Here is a 17,719-nt window from a genome sequence, read left to right as displayed (position 1 = left end):
AGGCTTGGTCTTTCTTATCTACGTGGTAATAAACTTTTAAGTAATGTTCCCTTATTTAAATATAGCCGGGTAGTCTAGTGGTCAAGGATCCAGGGCTCTGGCCCCTGGGACCAGGGTTCGAATCCCTGCCCGGCTACCTAGCTAGTAAGTATGACAATTCTCACTCGGAGCTATTCAATTATTTTAATGATGTATTTAAATTTTGAGTTCTGAAAAAGCAGATATTATCTTTTTGAAATACGACGAGGTAATACTCTTGTCATGTACAGTATAAAGTTAAATTGATCTAGGTTATAATAATCCTTGAAGACAATGGAGCAGTTACTATACTCTACATCTTTAAGAAAGATTAGAGTAATTAAACGAGATGGAAGGGTTGACGAGTTTAAATTAGAGAAGATATTATCTAAACTTTCTTCTGTACCAGATGAGGTAACAGATGGTATAGTTAATGATGTCAAAGCAAATGTTAAGGATAACGCTATAGATACTAGAGTAATTGCTGATATAGTAGAAAGAAATCTCATAGAGAACTCCCTAAAGTATCCTTTCTTAATGGAATTAGCGAAGCGATATGTCTTAGCTAGAATTTACAATCACGTTTTCGGTAAAGGGAAATGGAAAGATTTTAATGAAAAGGACTTGCTTCTCTCTTACAATGCATTAAAAGTATTGGAAGCTAGATACTTACTGAAAGATCCAAATACCTTAAGATATATTGAGACGCCACAGATGTTATTCAGAAGAGTAGCCAGATTTCTTGCGTCAGTTGAGAGAAAGTATGGTAAGTCTGAGGCTGAAGTTAAACAGTTAGAAGAGAAGTTCTACGAAATGATAAGCAGCCTAAAGTTTGTACCTAATTCGCCAACCTTAATGAATAGTGAAACTAGATTAGGCATCTTATCAGCATGTTTCGTAATTCCAGTTAAAGATGCTATGACTACACCAGAGGGAGATGGTATATATGACGCATTAAGAGCTACTGCACTGGTTCATCAACAAGGTGGAGGGACTGGTTTCGATTTCTCAGAATTAAGACCTAAGGGCGATGTTGTTGCTTCGACTGCAGGTGTAGCCTCTGGCCCGGTATCATTTATGAAAGTATTTGATGCCTCTACTGATGTCATAAAACAAGGTGGAAAGAGAAGAGGAGCTAATATGGGAGTTATGCATGCATGGCACGCTGATATCGAGGATTTCATAAGAGCGAAAACTGGACAATTGAAGGACGTTCAGTTGCAGAATTTCAATATTTCTGTAGGTGCTTATGACTACTTTATGGAGGCTGTCGTGAAAGGCGAGAGTGTACCTTTGATTAACCCTAGAAAGACTAAAATAGCAGGAAGGGATCACGAATATTATATTACAAAAGCTAGAGGTTATATGAATGAGGAGTGGATTCAAGAGGTTATCTTATCAGAACTAGAAGAAAAAGGTGGAGTAGTTTCATTGGATGAGAGTAAAGTCATTACAGTTGATGAAGCCCTTGTAATAGCCTCGAAGGAGGGTGCTGTTGTAAGATATGTTAATGCTAAGTCACTATTCGATGAAATCGTTAAAGGAGCTTGGGATAGCGGTGATCCTGGTCTTCTCTTCATCGATACTATTAATAGGAGGCACCCGGTATGGTATTTAGGTAAGATTAACGCTACTAACCCATGTGGTGAAGAGCCACTATTACCCTGGGAGAGTTGCAATTTAGGTTCTATAAATCTAGAGAAATTTGTTATAGAGAGAAACGGTAAAGTTGAGATAGATTGGGACGGATTAGCAGAAATTATCAGTTATGGAGTAAGGTTCTTAGATAATGTAATTGATGCAAATCGTTACCCATTAAAGCAAATTGAAGATGCAACCAAGAGGACTAGAAAAGTTGGTTTAGGTGTCATGGGATTAGCCAGGATGTTTATTAAATTGGGTATTGCTTATGATAGCGTAGACGCAATATACTTGTCATACCAATTAGCCAAGTTTATATTCTATCATGCGTATAAGGCATCTATTGAAGTTGCTAAGGAGAAGGGTCCATTCCCTACATACGATTCAAAATTGTATAGAGATATCTGGGAGAGCGCATTGGACTTCAATTCATTACTTCAAATTGCTGAAGTTGCTGATAAACCGTCAGATTATGTTAAAAAGCTAACTAGTGTAGTTGATAAGTTAGACTTTGATTTACTAAAAGGCGAAAGGTTAAAATATGGTTTAAGGAATTCCACTGTAGTTTCTATAGCTCCAACTGGTACTATCTCAATAATAGCCGGAACCTCATCTTCAATAGAGCCACTCTTTGCGTTAGCGTTTGTAAGAAATGTTGCAGTTGGAAAGTTTATAGAGATTGATCCACTTTTCTTAGAATATCTCAGAAAATATGAGTTAGATGATCCAGAAGTCATTCAGAAGATAGCTGAAAGTGGAATAATTGGTGATAACGTATTTATGCCAAGATCATTAAGGAAATTGTTCAGAACTGCTCATGAGGTTCCACCAATTTACCACGTTATGCATCAAGCAGCTTGGCAACAATGGAATGACTCTGGAACCTCTAAGACTATTAACTTGAGGTCCGAGGAACCACCAGAGACTGTAGAGAAGGTTTATTTATTAGCGTGGAAACTTGGTATAAAAGGTATAACTGTCTATAGAGATAAAAGCAAGCAACAGCAAGTAATCTACTTCGGAGTTAAAAAAGAGAGGGAAGAATACGAGAAGAAAAAGGAAGAGGAGGGAAAGAAAACACAGCTACTTCCTTCCAGTTTAAGGATGGAAAAGAAGTTTGTCGAAGTTTCAGAGACTTATGCTGGCGGATGTAAAACGTGTGAATTATAAAAACATTTTTATTTATCGGTTTTTATATTATATTGGACTGAAGTGTATTAACCATGTCATTACAGTTACCATGTGAATTTTCAGTTAGGGAGATTTTACCAGCAGTTAGAAGTATAGTTGCTCAAAAACTAATAAAGGAGAGAAATTTATCTGAGTACAAGGCAGCGAATTTAATGGGGTTAACACCAGCAGCAGTTTCAAATTATCTAAAAAGTAGAAGGGGTAGTAATTTAAGATCTCTTCTAGAGAAAGATGAAAAATTTATGGATCTTGTAAATGAAGTTATGGAAAGAATTTTAAACTCAAATTCTAATCTTTCTGTATATTATTGTATTTTATGTTCTGAAGGTAAAAAAGTTCTTACAAAGCATGGGTACACTCTAAGCCCATGCCTATATGAGACTACAGTTGAATCTAAATAGCTTTTCTTTTAAGTAATAAGTCTGGTAATTTTTTTATTTCTAGTTCTAAATTGACAATTCCCCATCTTCTGATAGGAATTTTAACTCTATCATACTCTGTTGTTATCGTGTTATTCGGCTTTATTATTTTAGTTATTCTTGCTGAGACATACAGAGTAGCTATAACTGGCTTATCGCTGAAGTTTTCTAATACCATCTGTAAAATATTGGATTTCTCATTAAATTTTATATATAATGGGATTACAGCAGAAGGTTCGATTCGATATAGGGAAAGAGGAAATTGCGGACTACAGTTTATTTCTATTACCTCGTTTGTCATATCCCATAATAATCTATGGAGTTTGGCTTCAGCAAAATTCTTTGTCTTCGAAACTAAAATTTTTCCATTGGTTTCCACACTAACTTTTCCTAGTTCAAATTTTAAGTCCAAGAGTGAATTGCTTACAAAAGAATACGTCTCTGTCAGTTCTAAGCTTGTAGCGAAGGTATTATCTATTGAATTATAACCACTTTCTATGTAATAAGGATTTATATAGAAGAATTGAGGATTTAAGAATTTCGTGTTTATATTTATATGATTTTCTATTAGTTTTATATTTTCTATCTCAACATTTCTACCATTCCCAATCTCACCCTCTTTTAATTCTATGGTTCTGTTTTGCTTAAAGTGATATCTTGGCCAAGGAGAGACGTTAAAAAGTGAAGTCCCCTCTTTACAAGGTGCCAAATATTCTACCAGCTTTTCTAATGAATTAGTATCTAATCTGGTAAATGTCCAAGGAATTGAAGTCCTGTTTAATGGTGTTCTCATTATTAATTCTTCGTTATTTTCTCCTCCTTCAGTTGATATTGTAGATAGATCGGGACCGAGAATTTTTGCCTTATATTTCCATTTCACTCTCTTAACTCCGCCAATAGTTAGCAATTGTGGGAGTTGTTCTATATTAAGCATGTCATCTTGTAACTCTATATTTTCACTAAGATTTTTGAATGGATACTCAGCGGCTACCTTTATTATATCATCTAGCTTCATAAGTGGTCAAGCTCATCATTTAAATCCGACAAATGCCTTCTCTTCATCATTAATCTGTCCGAGGGTAATTCTTCACTCCATAACATTTTTGAGTCTTGACTTTATTAATTCTAATATAACTTTCCCCTCAGCTCTTCCTTTAACTTTGCTCATTACTTTTGACATTATTAGGTTTACTGCTTTATCTTTTCTTTTCCTTATCTCGTCTAGATTAGAACTAATTACATCATCTATTATCTTTTCTAATTCTTCAGTTGGTAATGCCTCGTATTTACGTATGACATCCTTTAGTTCCACATTTTTATTAGTAGTGTATTCTAGGAGTATTTCCGAAATCGAATCCTTGCTAATTTTGTTCTCATAAACGCTTTTTATTAGTTCCTCTATATCTTCCTCATTTATCTTTGATATATCACCACCTTTTGACTTAACATACTTCAACGTGTTAGTAATCGTACTCGCTATTACAACTGGAGAGACCTTTGGTGAATATTTGTTAACTAATTCTTCAAATAAGTCGAGTCTGGGATCTCTAATTATCTCCTTAGCGAGTTCCTCACTTAAACCCATTGTGATATACCTTTTCATTTTAGACTCTGGCGATTCTGGAACCAATTTTTTAGCACCCTCAAACAGTTTTTCATCTATTCTTCTAGGTGGAATATCAGTTTCTGGATACATTCTAGCTGAGCCTGGCTGTGGTCTTAAGAATTTCGTTGTTCCATCATCTAATGCTCCTCTAGTTTCCTTAGGAATACCATCAAACGCTAATAATATTCTGTCCCTTATTACTTCTACAGCTTTATCCAACCTCTCTCTTTCGCCAACGATTAGAATGAAACCATCTTCAGTCGTCGCATTAAGGGCTTCTCTAACTTTGTTTATCTCCTCTTCAGTTATACCGTAATTGGGTAGCTCATCAGAGTGGAAGAGTCCACCTAATCCTGCAAGTGCTCTAACGTAATCTGCAATTTCTGTTCCAAATCTTCTCTTTTTTGGTATCAGTTCCCAACCCAATATTCCCTTTAACTTATACGCTCTTATTCCATATACTAATCCTCCCTTTTCCATTCCGCTTTTAATGATTTTACTATTTGTGTTTTTAAAAAGTTCTGTTAGATCTTTTACAACAAAATTAGACAAAAATAGATCTTTACTCACTCCTCTTTTATATAATTCTTCTTTTATCTTTAGTAAGTTAAATTGTCTCATTGCTTCATATCTAACTATATCGGGTATTAATTCCAGTTTTTGTACTCCTTTAATTTCTATCTTTGTACCTCCTTTTATAGAGATATTTAGATCTTGTCTTATTGTGCCTATACCCCTTTTAACTTTACCTGTCATTCTAAGCAATTGGCCAATTTTTAGTGCAACTCTCTCAGCTTGTTCTGGGCTCCTTATATCTGGTCCAGTTGAAATTTCTATTAAGGGAATCCCTAATCTATCAAGCGAATAGGTTACTTGATCTGTTCCTTCATCTATTTTCCTTGCAGCGTCCTCCTCAACTGCAATAGTTTGTATTGTAACTCCGTCATCTTTTAACATTCCACCAAGTGCTACTATTGCTGTTCTTTGGAATCCAGTGGTGTTTGAACCATCTATTACAATTTTTCTCATGACATAAATTTCATCTACTATGTTACTATTTAGTGCTATAGCGATAGCTAACGCTATTTTTAACGCTTCCTCATTTATTGCATGTGGAGGTTCTTCATCAGCTTCTACAAGACAACTTGTAGTAATAGGTATTCTGTATACGTATTTTTTACCTTTTTTCCACTCAAACAATGCTGCGACATCGACTTCCCCTAATTCACTTAATGCAGGTCTTAAATATCTCTCTAAGGTTAACTTATAATCTTCTTCCAAATTAGTACTACAGTTGCAGAATAATTTATGAGAAGTGTTAAGCTGTTGGTGAATTTCTAATCCTACTTTTAATCCTAACTCTTCATAATTTAACTCACTCATATGACCACCTTGGGAAGAGATCCAAAGTGTGACGAGGATTTATTTCCCCCACTAGATTCGATATCATTAAACTTCGTATTTTTTCTAGATCTTGTTCGTGCGCAAGTACCCACATGAGTTTAACTAATGCAACTTCTGGTAGCATATCTTCCAATGGGGTGACACCAGCATCGAGTAACTGTCTTCCAGTAGTATACACATTCATATTAACTCTTCCGAATAAACACTGTGTTGTCATTCCTATAAATATGCCATCTTTAGTAGCTTTTCTGAATAATTCCACATAATCTGATGAAGTATGACCTAAACCAGTACCAGCTATTATGAGACCTCTTATTTTAGTATTAGTTAAAATGTGTTCTAAGAAGTCTCTATCTAATCCAGGATAATAGTATAGTAAAAATGCTCTATTATCAAATTTAGCGTCAAGTGTAGTTTCGCCTTTTTTGCTCATGTAATTCTTGTCGAGCATAACCAGTTTCCTTTCTTTCCAAAGGACTTTGGCTAAAGGTTTATCGTTTACTGACTGAAAAGCATCTCTTCTACTACTGTGCATTTTTCTAACCTTCACTCCTCTATGTACTAATGCGTAAGTGTCGGAGGAGTCAGCGTGCATGTTTACTACTACTTCTCCAAAAGGCGCATATTTAGCTGTGGTAACTGCGGATAAGAGATTTATTGCTGAGTCACTACTTGGTCTATCACTACTTCTCTGCGAACCCACCAACACTACTGGTCCTTGTAACGATCTTAGAGAGAAGGCTAAGGCAGACGCTGTGTATGCCATAGTATCAGTACCATGAGCAATAACCACTCCAGTGTTTCCTTCATCAAACGCTTTCTTTACTGATTCAGCTATCTTAACCCAGTATTCAGGTTTCATGTTTTCGCTTAATATAGAGAAAAGTACCTCAGCATCAACTTTTGCTATTTCGTTTATTTCTGGCAAAAATTGTACTATTTCTTCAGTGGTCAGCGCGGGTCTGACTGCACCAGTTTCGTATTCAACTTTACTTACTATTGTACCTCCTGTGCTAATTATCTTTATTTCGCTTTTAGCACCATTACGGCTAACTTCCTTTCTTTCACTCTCTTGAGCTTTACTTGAATTTTTTGTGATTAGTTTAATCTCAGATATATTATCGATAGATATTCCTATATTGTAACCGTTATCTAGTTTTATTACGAATATTCTTTCATCTTTTGAGTAACTTGGTAACAATATGCCTCTTATTCTTAGGTCCCCTTTCTTAATCTCTATTAGGTCCCCTTCCTCTATGTTTAGATTTTTCAAAATATCATAAGCCTTTCCTTTATAATTTTCTTGCACAGAAAAAGATTAGGTAATAGCAAAAATAGTTTATTATCTAGCAGGAGCTTGTTGCCTAGCTTTTACTACTCTCTTTTCATATTCCTTTCTATTCCTTACTCTTGGTACCTCTTTATGTTTTTCTTTAGGCTGTATTTTTGGTGTCTGACTTCTAACTTTTCCCGCTTTGGTTAACGAACCGTGTGAAGGCATATTTACTCTTGTTATAACTTGAGCATTTAAACTTAAAAATTTGTCAGATAGGTTTGTAGTGAGAGATGATGAAAATATACCTAATCGAGCATGTTATTGGAGCAATTGCTTACGATGAAAACGGTAATATTGTAGACTATATTACAAATCCAAGAGATTTGGGAAAAATAACTGAGGAACTTTTAAATAATGAAAAGGGCATACCATTTAATGCGACAGTCGAGTTGTTAAAGAAAGTTAACCCACAAGAGGTAGTAGTCGAGAACGAAGCTGAAGTTCCTAAATTGCAAGCCCTAGGTTATAGGGTTACGTATGAACCATATAGTAAAATTTCGAGGATATTCAGGGAATCATTACCTAAAGTAGCTACAGATATAAAATTTGCAAGTAATGAAGAGGAGTATTATAATTTTCTTCACGAACTTTCATTAGAGTACACTAGGAGAAAGCTAAGGTCTGCAGCGCAAAAGAGAGATCTTTTGGCTATTCAAGCAGTAAGGGCAATGGATGATATAGATAAGACCATAAATCTTTTCTCAGAAAGATTAAGAGAGTGGTATAGTATTCATTTTCCAGAACTAGATAAGCTTATTGAGGATCACGAAGAATACGCAACCATAGTGTCTAGGTTTGGGGATAGGGGACTCTTAACTACTGATGCTCTAAAGGAATTGGGTTTCAATGAGCAAAGAATAAATAGGATAGTCGATGCAGCAAAGAAAAGTATAGGTGCGGATATCTCAGAAGATGACTTATCTGCGATGAGGATGATCGCAAATACTATTTTAGACTTGTATAATATAAGGAGAAACCTTAATAATTATCTAGAAGGCGTAATGAAAGAAGTTGCACCAAATATAACGGCCTTAGTTGGTCCAGCGTTAGGTGCTAGATTATTGAGCATATCAGGAAGTCTGGAGGAATTAGCCAAAATGCCAGCTAGTACGATCCAGGTATTGGGGGCTGAAAAGGCTTTATTCAGGGCGTTAAGAAGTGGAGGAAGACCACCTAAACATGGTGTAATATTTCAGTATCCAGCTATTCACACATCACCTAGATGGCAAAGGGGTAAGATTGCTAGAGCTTTAGCAGCCAAATTAGCAATAGCTGCCAGAGTTGATGCTTTTAGCGGGAGATTCATAGGTGATCAACTAAACGAACAACTAAAGAAGAGGATAGATGAGATTAAGGAAAAATTCGCTCAGCCACCACCTAAAAAGCCTCAACAACAAAAGCCACAACAGCCTCAAAAACAGCAAGCAAAAGGTAAAAAAGGTGGAAAAAGAAGAGGTAAAGGAAGAAAGTGATAAAAATGTCTGAAGTTGTTACCGTAAAACAAACTAACATGGAAAACATTTACGAATGCGAGTTTAACGATGGTAGCTTTAGGCTATGTACAAGAAACCTAGTATCAGGCTTTAATGTTTACGGTGAAAGGCTAATTAAATATGAGGGTATAGAATATAGGGAATGGAATGCGTTTAGGAGTAAGTTAGCTGGCGCAATACTTAAAGGCCTTAAGACTAATCCGATTAGAAAAGGCACTAAGGTCTTATATTTAGGAGCCGCTTCTGGGACTACAATAAGTCACGTCTCTGATATTATAGAGTTAAATGGTAAGGCCTATGGTGTTGAATTTTCTCCAAGAGTTGTAAGAGAATTATTATTAGTAGCTCAAAGGAGGCCTAATATCTTTCCATTATTAGCTGATGCCAGATTTCCTCAAAGTTATAAGTCGGTAGTAGAGAACGTTGACGTACTTTATGTCGATATTGCCCAACCAGATCAAACAGATATAGCTATATACAATGCTAGATTCTTCCTTAAAGTAAATGGATATATGCTTCTAGTGATTAAAGCGAGAAGTATTGATGTTACTAAAGACCCTAAGGAGATATATAAAGCTGAAGTGGAGAAATTGGAAAATTCCAATTTTGAGGCAATACAAATTATTAACCTAGATCCCTACGATAAGGACCATGCAATAGTTCTGAGTAAATATAAAGGGTAGGAGTTTGATAGATAAAATTTTTGAGTTTGGACTTAAAGACATATTCTCTTCTTCTCCTGCTGAATACGTTACCATTAAAGATGCATTGGAAGGTAAATTAAAGATTAAACTAAATAATAATTTTTATCATGAGATAAAAAAGGACGAGGTGGAAAGGCTTTCCGATAGAATTCCACTTTATTTATGGTCTTTAGTAAAAATTCCATTTATATTTATTAAATCACCCGAAATTGGAGAATATTTCATTAGTGGGGAGCAATGGAACAGGAAGGCAATTTCAATTTTACTTGGAAGAGAAATATCTAATGTAATATTAAATGTAGATGTCGAGAAGCTATTAAGGGAATATACATCATTAATATTTATAATTCTTAGCCCTACTAGAAGTTATACAGAAGAAACAGAATTAAGTGAGATGTAAGATATGAGCAAAAAAATTATCAACGAAGTTATAGACATATTGGAGGATAAAAAGTATACTTATACAATGATTGAATATCCAGAACATAATAGAAAATCCGTAGATATCGTTCTCAACTCTAAGGAACCCACTCTGATTAGAGTATCTGAGGATAAGGTGACCAAAGAGGAAATTTCAGATTTGAAGAAGATTGCAGTATCTACGGTAACCGCGTCATTAGTAGTCACTAATGAAGAAGAGGAGGATATTGTCTCAGTTAAGGCTGATAATGTTTTTGCAGTCTCACCAGAAGGATTTAAGAAAGTAATCAATGGTGAGAAGATTTTCCTTTATAGAACTAGGGGAGGTATATTCATAAAGATCAGAAATTACATATTGAAACATAAGAGAGAGGAAATGGGATATAGTATAGGAGACGTAGCTAAATTTCTTGGAGTTTCTAGAAAGGCCATTTATGATTATGAGAAAGGGGATTCAGACGTATCGCTTGAAGTTGCCGAGAAGCTGATAGATTTGTTTGGGGACGATATAATAGGCGATGTAATATGGGACTCTGTAAAAGGTAAAAAAGAAGTCATTGAAGAGGATATAACAGAGTTTTCTCCGGAGAGTTTTAAATCAAAGTTAATATATAAATTGAAAGAAAATGGGATAAACGTCCTATCATTGAAATTAACTGCAGCAGATTTGATAGTTAAAGACAACGACAATAATAGATATTTAGTTACAATAGAGAACAAGGATTACAATAAGTCAATGAAGAAATTTTATGAAGCTAAGAAACTTGCATCTTACACTAAATCTGAATTATTGATAATCATAAGGACTTCAAAGATGTTAAAGGAATGTGAAGATCTAGGATATAAAACTTATGAAGAAAATGACATACATTCTTTAATAGATGAAATTAAAGGAAGTAACGGAAGGCAAAGTTAGAATATTCGTACCAGATCCTAAAGAATATATGATAGAAGGGAAATTCGATCCATCATGGGCTCCAGTGTTCTACAATCCTAAAATGACTTTCAACAGAGACCTTAGCGTAATCGTGGTTAGCCTGTTAAAGCCTAAGATAATATTAGACGCATTAAGCGCAACGGGTATAAGAGGAATTAGATATTATGTAGAATCGTGGAAAAGTGAACAACTAATTCTGAATGATAAAAATTCAACAGCTACTTCCCTAATCCAAATAAATGTGAAAAATAATGGAATTGAAAACGCTAAAATTTATAATAAGGATGCAAATGTGTTGCTCTACGAAATAAAAAGCGAGTATATTGATATAGATCCCTTTGGATCTCCAGTACCGTTTATCCTTTCATCCATAAACGCGACAATAAGAAATGGAATAGTAGCATTTACAGCAACTGATCTATCTCCACTTGAGGGATCTTCACGAACTTCTTGTAGGCGAAAATATGATGCTATTAACTATAAACTTTCCTCGTCAAAGGAGCTTGGATTAAGAATACTTATCGGCAAGATAATTAGAGAAGCTGCGATGTTAGAAAAAACCGTGTATCCGTTATTCTCTTTTTATGCAGACTATTACTATAGACTATTCGTAAGAGTGGAAAGTGGTGCTAGAAAAGCAGATGAGAACATTAATAAGAATCTTAAATATTTCGGGGAATGCCCCCGCTGTGGATTTCAGACTTTCGTAGACGAGAATTGTAAGATTAAGTGTCCAATATGTGGTGAAAACTTTATCATTATTGGTCCTCTATTCATTGGTCCTCTTCACAATATGGAATTTTTAAAAAGAATGATTGATATATACAATAATTTCAATTACTTGTCCTCTTTTAACAGAATACAGAAGCTACTTAATGTAATAGAAAAGGAGGCGAAATATAAAAGTGTATTTTACAATATTAGTAAGCTGGCATCTAAACTAAAAGTCTCAGCTATTCCTCCAATTGATTCGATTTTAGAATGTCTAGGGGATGCCTCTAAGACTCATTTTGCTCCTACTGGGATAAGAACCGATAAGGGATATGAAGAAATAATTAGATGCGTTAAGAATTTAAGATAAAGCTTTTTCCAAGATCCAGCCCGATAATTTACTACAAGTCTGTGGGCTTACATGTATTCCATTCCCACATTTGGTTAAGCTTTTACAACTTAAGCAAGGAATCTCATCTAAACCGTTAAGATTTATATAAATATTTATATTATAATTGCTGTCAACTGCAAATAATTTAACTATGTTTTTTCCATTTTCTTTCACAGCTTTTTTAATAATTAGCTTCTTCTCAACTAATCTTTTTATAATGCTACTAATTTCTCTTATGGGCAAACCAACTGATTTAGCCAATTCTTGTTGCGAAATTCCTTTTTCTCCCATTTCTTTTATCTTTTTATGTACTATTGCTTCATAATTACTTGTTGAATCTGATTCCATCTTTTACACCCGTGTTGGCTAAAATATATATATGCATTCCACGCTTATTTATTTTACTGTTTTTATGGGTACGTTAAACACTCTTTAGTGACAATTGACTACTTTTCAATAGTTTTAATAATAAATAAGATTTAAAATGAGTAAATCTACACAATACTTTTATATAATTCCATAAAAATCATAATGTAACAATAATATCAAAATTATCCACGATGTCCTTATATCTATTCCTAATAGTTACTTCAGTAATATCTAACGAATCTGCAACCTCTTTCTGCGTCTTTTTTATATCCATTAGCGCCGATATTAAGTAAACCGAAGCTGCGCTTAAAGATAAGTATCCTTTTCCGCTAGTCAGCCCTTGTTTATGCATTAAGTCTACTAACTCGGATGCCTTTGTTCCTATAATTGGGGGTAAATTTAGTCTGTATATTATTTTTGGTATATATTCTGTTGGTCTGATTTTAGGACGAAAGTCCGGTATTGATTTTGCAACAGATTGAACTCTCTTTAAGGCGTTCCAAAATTCACTAGAAGATATGGAATATCTAACTTTAAACTCTTGGAGATGTCTTGGTACGTTATTCACTTGGCAAGAATAATATAAGGCAGCAACTATTAGCGTATACTGATCTATCCTTTTGGTTTGTCCAGTTTCTACCATTTTCCTTATTATTAATGATGCAGTTTCTTTGACATGTTCTGGTAACTCTAATTTTGAACTCTCATCATTTAAAATAGAAAGTAAGGTTACTAGTTTTTTATCCTTAGGTGACACACGTATCTTATTTTGCATTCTTTGCATCTTTAATGTTTTTAGTCTGTCCTTAGCTCTACCGTATCCTATTATAGTATGAAATCCCCAGTCATGTACTTTTGGAGTACTTGGGCTACCTACTCTCTCTTTCTCATTTCTGTCTTTTGCGTTATAGGCTCTCCAATCTGGACCTGGATCTACTGCGTTATCTTCTATTACACTGCCGCAGTTTGTACATACATACATTCCTTTTTCCACATCATATGTTATTGTGTCCTCCGTTCCACAAAATGGACATTTCATTTTCTTGACCTCCTCTCACTATAACTAACGAATATTTTCTCATTAAATAAAATTTTTGAATTTTTATCTAACACTGCTAAAGCATAAGGCTCTTTTACGTTTCCTAATACATCTAGGATCTTTCCTATTTTCTGCTCCTTTCCATTATATATAGCCTTTCCTATTATGTTGTACTTCGTAAAGTCTAAATCACTCGTTAATTTAATAAGAATCTTATCTTTTAAAACATTCTTTGTAAGTGTGCCAATTTCATTAAAGTTGTTTTTCATCTCATTTTTATGTTACGTCTATATGGGTTTATTATTATTTGTTGATAATACCCATGTATTCATCTTAACTGGCGAAGCTCATTTTTAGGGCTTACTGAAGGCTATTATGTGGGAAATAGTTATTTATACGTATTCGCTACTAAAATAGACAAGAATGTCATCTATATCAACGGACACAGACGAGTTATATAAGAAGATATCTGAGCTTAAAGAGAATATAGTTAGACTGAAGCAACTTAAGTTAGAACTTATTGAAAAAGTTAAAAAAATGAGAGAGAAGAGAAGGGAAAAGATAGCCAAAGCAAAAGAGTTGACACAGCAAATTAACACGATAAGGCAAGAGTATAAAATGAAATTAGAGGAATTTAACCAGTTAAAGGAGAGAAGAAAAAATCTCGTAGAAATAATTCAGCAAATGAGAAAAGATTTTGAGGAAGTTAAAAAACTTTCTTCTCAAAATCTAGGTAATCCTGATTCAATAGAGAGAAAAATAAGGGAGCTAGAATGGAAATTGCAAACTAGTTCCTTAACATTAGAGGAAGAGAAAAAAGTTATACAGAGAATTGCTGAGCTAGAGAAGAAATTACAAGATGCTAAAAAGGCTATGAAAATAAAGGAGAAGAAAACTGAAGAAAAAGCTGAATTACTAGCAAAAAGGGTTGAGTTAAATACAATTAGGGAGAAGATTAAGGCACTTATTAACGAGATAGGAGAAAAGAAGAATATTATAAAGAAATTAGTCGAAGAGAGGAATAAGCTAAGAGATGAAATAAATAATTTAAGTAACGAAATAGAGAATATTTCTAAACAGATAGAAGATTTGAATACAGAAATTAAAAACAAGAGTAACGAACTGAATGAGACCCAAAGAAGATTAAAAAGCCTTCAGGAAAACCCAGTACAAGTTAATACTACTGAAGTTATTGAGAAAAAGAAGAAGAGTATAGAGGAAAAGCTCAAGCAGAATAAGAGGTTATCTTTTGAAGAATTTTTAATACTTTACGGGGAAGTAGATAATAAGGATGGTAAAGACAATAGTAATATACGTTGATATTGATGATGATATAGGAGATTTAGGGTTTTCTTCACCAATTATAGGAGAAGAGAAATGTAAGTTAGCTCTTGACAAAGCAGCGTATTTTATGCCCACAGATTCCGATTTTAATTCAATGGTGGTGGCATTTAATATTTATGTTGATCTAAAAAGAAAAGGAGAAGACGCTGAGATAGTCTTCATATCCGGCTCAAAAAAAGGTGGTACTGAGTCGCAGTTGGAATTTTCGAAAAAATTAGACGAAGTAATTGAGGAGCTATCACCAGAATATGCAGTAGTAGTCTATGATAGTCCAGATGACGCTCGTGCAATACCCATAATTCAATCCAGGTTAAAGATTTCTGCAGTTCAGCAAGTTATAGTAGAGCAGTATAGGGGAGTAGAGGAAACATATATGCTTCTTGCAAAATACATAAGAAAGGCCATAACGGAAAAGAGATATGCGAGAGTTTTCTTAGGTGTACCCGGCATAATATTAGCCTTAGCTGGAATATTGGCTGCTCTGAATTTGTCAGTTTACATAGAACCAACAATATTAATTATATTAGGAGGTGCAATGGTCATAAAAGGTCTCAAAATTGATGATCTCATAGAGAGTTGGTGGGAGAATTCCACAATAATGGTAATAACGGCTACAGTGTCTATCATCTCACTCTTAATAGGTGTGATTAACCTCTATATACAACTTCAGCTAGTTAGAGGACTAAGTAGTGTCCAAGAATTCGCTTTTGCAATTCTTCAAATTTTACCATATGCTTCATTTTCCGCAATAATATTGTTTGGCGGTAAGGCTGTCTCCAAGGGATTAAATAAAGATATTAGGGTATGGCATGATATAATTAAGATCATAAACATAGTTATAATTTACTTTATATTATTTACCGTTGTGAAAGATATTATAGATAATACATATATTCTGACTATTCAGTCACTATACACGTTAATATTAGCTTCTATAGTTATCATTTCGATATATATTACCCTAACAGCATTAGAAAAATATGGGATTTTAGAGAAACTCATAAAAAGAATCTAGTTATTTTATCTTTAACTTCTATTGGTAGACTATCCATCTTTATTATTATACCATTCTTAGGTTTATTCTTATTCACATAATTGGTTAAGATGTATTTTTCAGCGGAATTATCATCCCTTGACTTTAGTATCCTTACCTTAATATATTTACCATTATTTAGATCTACATAAACGTACTTACCATGTTTGAGCATTTCTAGACACCAAAATTTTAATGTCGTTTAGCGTTTATATCGTTTGTGGAATACCTATTAATAGATGCTGGCGGTACATCTACTAAAGTTTTCGTTTATGATGGTGAAAAATTAGTAAGACAGTACAAATACGAACCGGCAAGTGTAGATAAAGTAGGCCCCTATAAGTCAGTTTTAAGATTAAGCAGTATAATCTCGTCATTCAATAAGAAATTTAACGGAATTGCAATATCTTTAGCCGGTATTGACAGTGAAGTCATGGCTAAAGAGGTAAAAAGTCAACTATATCCACTTCTAAGTAAATACGCGGATAAGGTAATCATAGAACATGATGCTCATGTTGTGCTTATGTCTAATGCGGATAAGGGATGTATAACTATTGCAGGAACTGGTAGTATAGTATATGGTTTTGATGGAAGTAAAAGGGTAATAAAGGGCGATAGAGGATGGTTAGTTGGCGATATATGTTCTGGATTCTGGTTAGGTAGAGAGTTTTTACATGAGTTGTTAAGAGAGTTTCAAGGGCTATCTAATGATAGAAGCTTAATCCAATTTTCTAATTTTAAAACTGAAGAAGATCTAGTGAGGTTCCTTTATAAAAACTCTTGTAATCCAGCCAAAATAGCACAATATTCAGTTAATTTGTTAAACGCTGTAAAGCGAAATAGCACAAAGGCAGTTAGAATTTTGAACAGTTGTATGTCAGAATTCTCTACTTTAGTGCAAATAGTATGTAAAGCTGTAAATTCTAATGTGGTCTACTACTTTGGTGGTATGTATGAATCTCCAGTTTACGTATCCTTTTTCAGTAGGGAATTAGAGAAGAAGGGAATAAAAAGCGTTAAAAGTAAAAGTGTAATAAATGGTTTACTTAGGCTTCTAGAGCTCTAATTCTTCTTCTTCCTCTATGGGTTTGACACAATCCAGCTCCGCTAGCTTATCAAATATTCTCTTTACTGCTTTAGACACTTCATCTTCTCTCTTTGCCCCAGTTATTACCATTTTACCACTACTGAAAATTAGGAGTACAACTCTAGGATCATCCATTCTAAAAATTAATCCCGGGAATTGTTCTGGTTCGTACATGTTATTTTCCAGTAAGAATGCAGCTTTATCTAAGTTAACGTTTACATGTAAGTTAGCGGATGCAACTATATTTTGGATTTGGATTTTAGGTTTGCCCATTATTTTTATACCATATTTTTTAAGTGTCTTGATTATTCTCTTTACGGCCTTTATTAGTTCTTCTGTACTTTTCGCCCCAGTTACTACCATCTTTCCAGATTTAAATATTAAAGCAGTAACCTTGGGCTGTTCTAATCTGAAAATTAATCCTGGAAATTGATCTGGATCATATTCTATGTTGGGGATACTTCTTTCCATAGCGTATAAATCCAAACTTTGCTCTAACGTAACTGTTGCCACGATATTTTCTATATTTACAATGGGTTTATACGATACCGCTGAATTGGAGATAAAAGATCACCT

General features: G+C 34.2%; 19 protein-coding genes and 1 tRNA gene. 11 read left to right on the top strand and 9 right to left on the bottom strand.

Features of this window, described 5'->3' with window-relative positions:
* The first annotated feature begins 63 nt into the window (after positions 1–63).
* From J5U23_RS12285 to J5U23_RS12275, 3 genes are all read left to right on the top strand, one after another.
* Positions 64–136, top strand: a tRNA-Gln gene (locus J5U23_RS12285).
* Between the two features lie 176 nt (positions 137–312).
* On the top strand, positions 313–2,829 hold the full coding sequence (locus J5U23_RS12280; protein ID WP_218266328.1) for an adenosylcobalamin-dependent ribonucleoside-diphosphate reductase: 2,517 nt from the start codon (positions 313–315) through the stop codon (positions 2,827–2,829).
* Positions 2,830–2,882: 53 nt separating this feature from the next.
* Positions 2,883–3,251 carry a transcriptional regulator gene (locus J5U23_RS12275; RefSeq protein ID WP_218258471.1) on the top strand — a complete coding sequence of 123 codons (369 nt, stop codon included), beginning with the start codon at positions 2,883–2,885 and terminating at the stop codon, positions 3,249–3,251.
* On the opposite strand, the gene J5U23_RS12270 is transcribed toward J5U23_RS12275, so the two are convergent.
* The 4 genes from J5U23_RS12270 to J5U23_RS12255 form a co-directional block, all read right to left on the bottom strand.
* Positions 3,244–4,284, bottom strand: coding sequence for a hypothetical protein (locus J5U23_RS12270; RefSeq protein WP_218266327.1), 1,041 nt, complete (start codon positions 4,282–4,284; stop codon positions 3,244–3,246). The genes J5U23_RS12275 and J5U23_RS12270 overlap by 8 nt on opposite strands.
* Before the next feature lie 72 nt (positions 4,285–4,356).
* Positions 4,357–6,258 (bottom strand): Glu-tRNA(Gln) amidotransferase subunit GatE, encoded by a 1,902-nt coding sequence (gatE, locus tag J5U23_RS12265; RefSeq protein WP_218258469.1) that lies wholly within the window; start codon positions 6,256–6,258, stop codon positions 4,357–4,359.
* Positions 6,251–7,588 carry a Glu-tRNA(Gln) amidotransferase subunit GatD gene (gatD, locus tag J5U23_RS12260; protein ID WP_218260843.1) on the bottom strand — a complete coding sequence of 446 codons (1,338 nt, stop codon included), beginning with the start codon at positions 7,586–7,588 and terminating at the stop codon, positions 6,251–6,253. Before gatD ends, gatE begins: the two co-directional genes overlap by 8 nt.
* Before the next feature lie 33 nt (positions 7,589–7,621).
* Positions 7,622–7,780, bottom strand: a complete 159-nt coding sequence (locus J5U23_RS12255; RefSeq protein WP_009992370.1) for a 30S ribosomal protein S30e — start codon at positions 7,778–7,780, stop codon at positions 7,622–7,624.
* 65 nt (positions 7,781–7,845) lie between these two features.
* Here J5U23_RS12255 and J5U23_RS12250 point away from each other — a divergent pair, with 65 nt between their 5' ends.
* Genes J5U23_RS12250 through J5U23_RS12230 form a run of 5 tightly spaced genes read left to right on the top strand, consistent with a single transcriptional unit; the run spans position 7,846 to position 12,250 of the window.
* The gene (locus J5U23_RS12250; protein WP_218266326.1) at positions 7,846–9,087 is read left to right on the top strand and encodes a C/D box methylation guide ribonucleoprotein complex aNOP56 subunit; all 1,242 of its coding nucleotides are present in this window, start codon (positions 7,846–7,848) and stop codon (positions 9,085–9,087) included.
* Between the two features lie 5 nt (positions 9,088–9,092).
* Positions 9,093–9,791, top strand: a complete 699-nt coding sequence (locus tag J5U23_RS12245) for a fibrillarin-like rRNA/tRNA 2'-O-methyltransferase (protein ID WP_218266325.1) — start codon at positions 9,093–9,095, stop codon at positions 9,789–9,791.
* A gap of 4 nt (positions 9,792–9,795) precedes the next feature.
* The gene (locus tag J5U23_RS12240) at positions 9,796–10,212 is read left to right on the top strand and encodes a DUF61 family protein (RefSeq protein WP_218260841.1); all 417 of its coding nucleotides are present in this window, start codon (positions 9,796–9,798) and stop codon (positions 10,210–10,212) included.
* A gap of 3 nt (positions 10,213–10,215) precedes the next feature.
* On the top strand, positions 10,216–11,148 hold the full coding sequence (locus J5U23_RS12235) for a transcriptional regulator (RefSeq protein ID WP_218258464.1): 933 nt from the start codon (positions 10,216–10,218) through the stop codon (positions 11,146–11,148).
* A complete protein-coding gene (locus J5U23_RS12230; protein ID WP_218266324.1) occupies positions 11,114–12,250 on the top strand; it encodes a tRNA (guanine(26)-N(2))-dimethyltransferase in 1,137 nt (378 codons plus the stop codon). The genes J5U23_RS12235 and J5U23_RS12230 overlap by 35 nt, the downstream gene beginning before the upstream one ends.
* Here the strand turns inward: J5U23_RS12230 and J5U23_RS12225 are convergent.
* The 3 genes from J5U23_RS12225 to J5U23_RS12215 all read right to left on the bottom strand — a co-directional run bounded on the left by J5U23_RS12225 (position 12,242) and on the right by J5U23_RS12215 (position 13,948).
* Positions 12,242–12,619, bottom strand: coding sequence for a helix-turn-helix transcriptional regulator (locus J5U23_RS12225; RefSeq protein ID WP_218258462.1), 378 nt, complete (start codon positions 12,617–12,619; stop codon positions 12,242–12,244). The two genes, J5U23_RS12230 and J5U23_RS12225, sit on opposite strands and share 9 nt — an antisense overlap.
* Positions 12,620–12,797: 178 nt before the next feature.
* Positions 12,798–13,679, bottom strand: coding sequence for a transcription initiation factor IIB (locus J5U23_RS12220; RefSeq protein ID WP_218258461.1), 882 nt, complete (start codon positions 13,677–13,679; stop codon positions 12,798–12,800).
* Complete coding sequence (locus J5U23_RS12215) at positions 13,676–13,948, bottom strand: Gar1/Naf1 family protein (RefSeq protein ID WP_218266323.1); 273 nt, start codon at positions 13,946–13,948, stop codon at positions 13,676–13,678. The genes J5U23_RS12220 and J5U23_RS12215 overlap by 4 nt, the downstream gene beginning before the upstream one ends.
* A 154-nt stretch (positions 13,949–14,102) precedes the next feature.
* Here J5U23_RS12215 and J5U23_RS12210 point away from each other — a divergent pair, with 154 nt between their 5' ends.
* The gene (locus tag J5U23_RS12210; RefSeq protein WP_218266322.1) at positions 14,103–14,999 is read left to right on the top strand and encodes a coiled-coil protein; all 897 of its coding nucleotides are present in this window, start codon (positions 14,103–14,105) and stop codon (positions 14,997–14,999) included.
* A complete protein-coding gene (locus tag J5U23_RS12205) occupies positions 14,971–16,038 on the top strand; it encodes a DUF373 family protein (protein ID WP_218266321.1) in 1,068 nt (355 codons plus the stop codon). The genes J5U23_RS12210 and J5U23_RS12205 overlap by 29 nt, the downstream gene beginning before the upstream one ends.
* On the opposite strand, the gene J5U23_RS12200 is transcribed toward J5U23_RS12205, so the two are convergent.
* Entirely contained in the window at positions 16,022–16,231 is a 210-nt protein-coding gene (locus tag J5U23_RS12200; RefSeq protein WP_218266320.1) for a DUF5622 domain-containing protein, read from the bottom strand. The genes J5U23_RS12205 and J5U23_RS12200 overlap by 17 nt on opposite strands.
* Before the next feature lie 45 nt (positions 16,232–16,276).
* On the opposite strand from J5U23_RS12200, the gene J5U23_RS12195 reads away from it, so the two are divergent.
* Positions 16,277–17,122: an N-acetylglucosamine kinase gene (locus J5U23_RS12195; protein WP_218266319.1), complete on the top strand. Its 846-nt coding sequence runs from the start codon at positions 16,277–16,279 to the stop codon at positions 17,120–17,122.
* Here J5U23_RS12195 and J5U23_RS12190 read toward each other — a convergent pair.
* The gene (locus J5U23_RS12190; RefSeq protein ID WP_256365649.1) at positions 17,111–17,668 is read right to left on the bottom strand and encodes a TATA-box-binding protein; all 558 of its coding nucleotides are present in this window, start codon (positions 17,666–17,668) and stop codon (positions 17,111–17,113) included. The two genes, J5U23_RS12195 and J5U23_RS12190, sit on opposite strands and share 12 nt — an antisense overlap.
* Positions 17,669–17,719 lie beyond the last annotated feature (51 nt).

The organism is Saccharolobus shibatae B12 (assembly GCF_019175345.1).
Taxonomy (GTDB): Archaea; Thermoproteota; Thermoprotei_A; order Sulfolobales; family Sulfolobaceae; genus Saccharolobus; species Saccharolobus shibatae.
This window is presented reverse-complemented; position numbering and strand designations above follow the sequence as displayed.

What these genes read in the sequence shown, in the direction of transcription:
- J5U23_RS12200 (WP_218266320.1), bottom strand. Translation starts at nt 16,231, where the DNA reads ATGCTCAAACATGGTAAGTACGTTTATGTAGATCTAAATAATGGTAAA.
- J5U23_RS12210 (WP_218266322.1), top strand. Translation starts at nt 14,103, where the DNA reads ATGTCATCTATATCAACGGACACAGACGAGTTATATAAGAAGATATCT.
- J5U23_RS12205 (WP_218266321.1), top strand. Translation starts at nt 14,971, where the DNA reads ATGGTAAAGACAATAGTAATATACGTTGATATTGATGATGATATAGGA.
- gatE (WP_218258469.1), bottom strand. Translation starts at nt 6,258, where the DNA reads ATGAGTGAGTTAAATTATGAAGAGTTAGGATTAAAAGTAGGATTAGAA.
- J5U23_RS12220 (WP_218258461.1), bottom strand. Translation starts at nt 13,679, where the DNA reads ATGAAATGTCCATTTTGTGGAACGGAGGACACAATAACATATGATGTG.
- J5U23_RS12230 (WP_218266324.1), top strand. Translation starts at nt 11,114, where the DNA reads ATGAAATTAAAGGAAGTAACGGAAGGCAAAGTTAGAATATTCGTACCA.
- J5U23_RS12280 (WP_218266328.1), top strand. Translation starts at nt 313, where the DNA reads ATGGAGCAGTTACTATACTCTACATCTTTAAGAAAGATTAGAGTAATT.
- J5U23_RS12255 (WP_009992370.1), bottom strand. Translation starts at nt 7,780, where the DNA reads ATGCCTTCACACGGTTCGTTAACCAAAGCGGGAAAAGTTAGAAGTCAG.
- J5U23_RS12225 (WP_218258462.1), bottom strand. Translation starts at nt 12,619, where the DNA reads ATGGAATCAGATTCAACAAGTAATTATGAAGCAATAGTACATAAAAAG.
- J5U23_RS12235 (WP_218258464.1), top strand. Translation starts at nt 10,216, where the DNA reads ATGAGCAAAAAAATTATCAACGAAGTTATAGACATATTGGAGGATAAA.
- J5U23_RS12275 (WP_218258471.1), top strand. Translation starts at nt 2,883, where the DNA reads ATGTCATTACAGTTACCATGTGAATTTTCAGTTAGGGAGATTTTACCA.
- J5U23_RS12215 (WP_218266323.1), bottom strand. Translation starts at nt 13,948, where the DNA reads ATGAAAAACAACTTTAATGAAATTGGCACACTTACAAAGAATGTTTTA.
- J5U23_RS12250 (WP_218266326.1), top strand. Translation starts at nt 7,846, where the DNA reads ATGATGAAAATATACCTAATCGAGCATGTTATTGGAGCAATTGCTTAC.
- J5U23_RS12270 (WP_218266327.1), bottom strand. Translation starts at nt 4,284, where the DNA reads ATGAAGCTAGATGATATAATAAAGGTAGCCGCTGAGTATCCATTCAAA.
- J5U23_RS12245 (WP_218266325.1), top strand. Translation starts at nt 9,093, where the DNA reads ATGTCTGAAGTTGTTACCGTAAAACAAACTAACATGGAAAACATTTAC.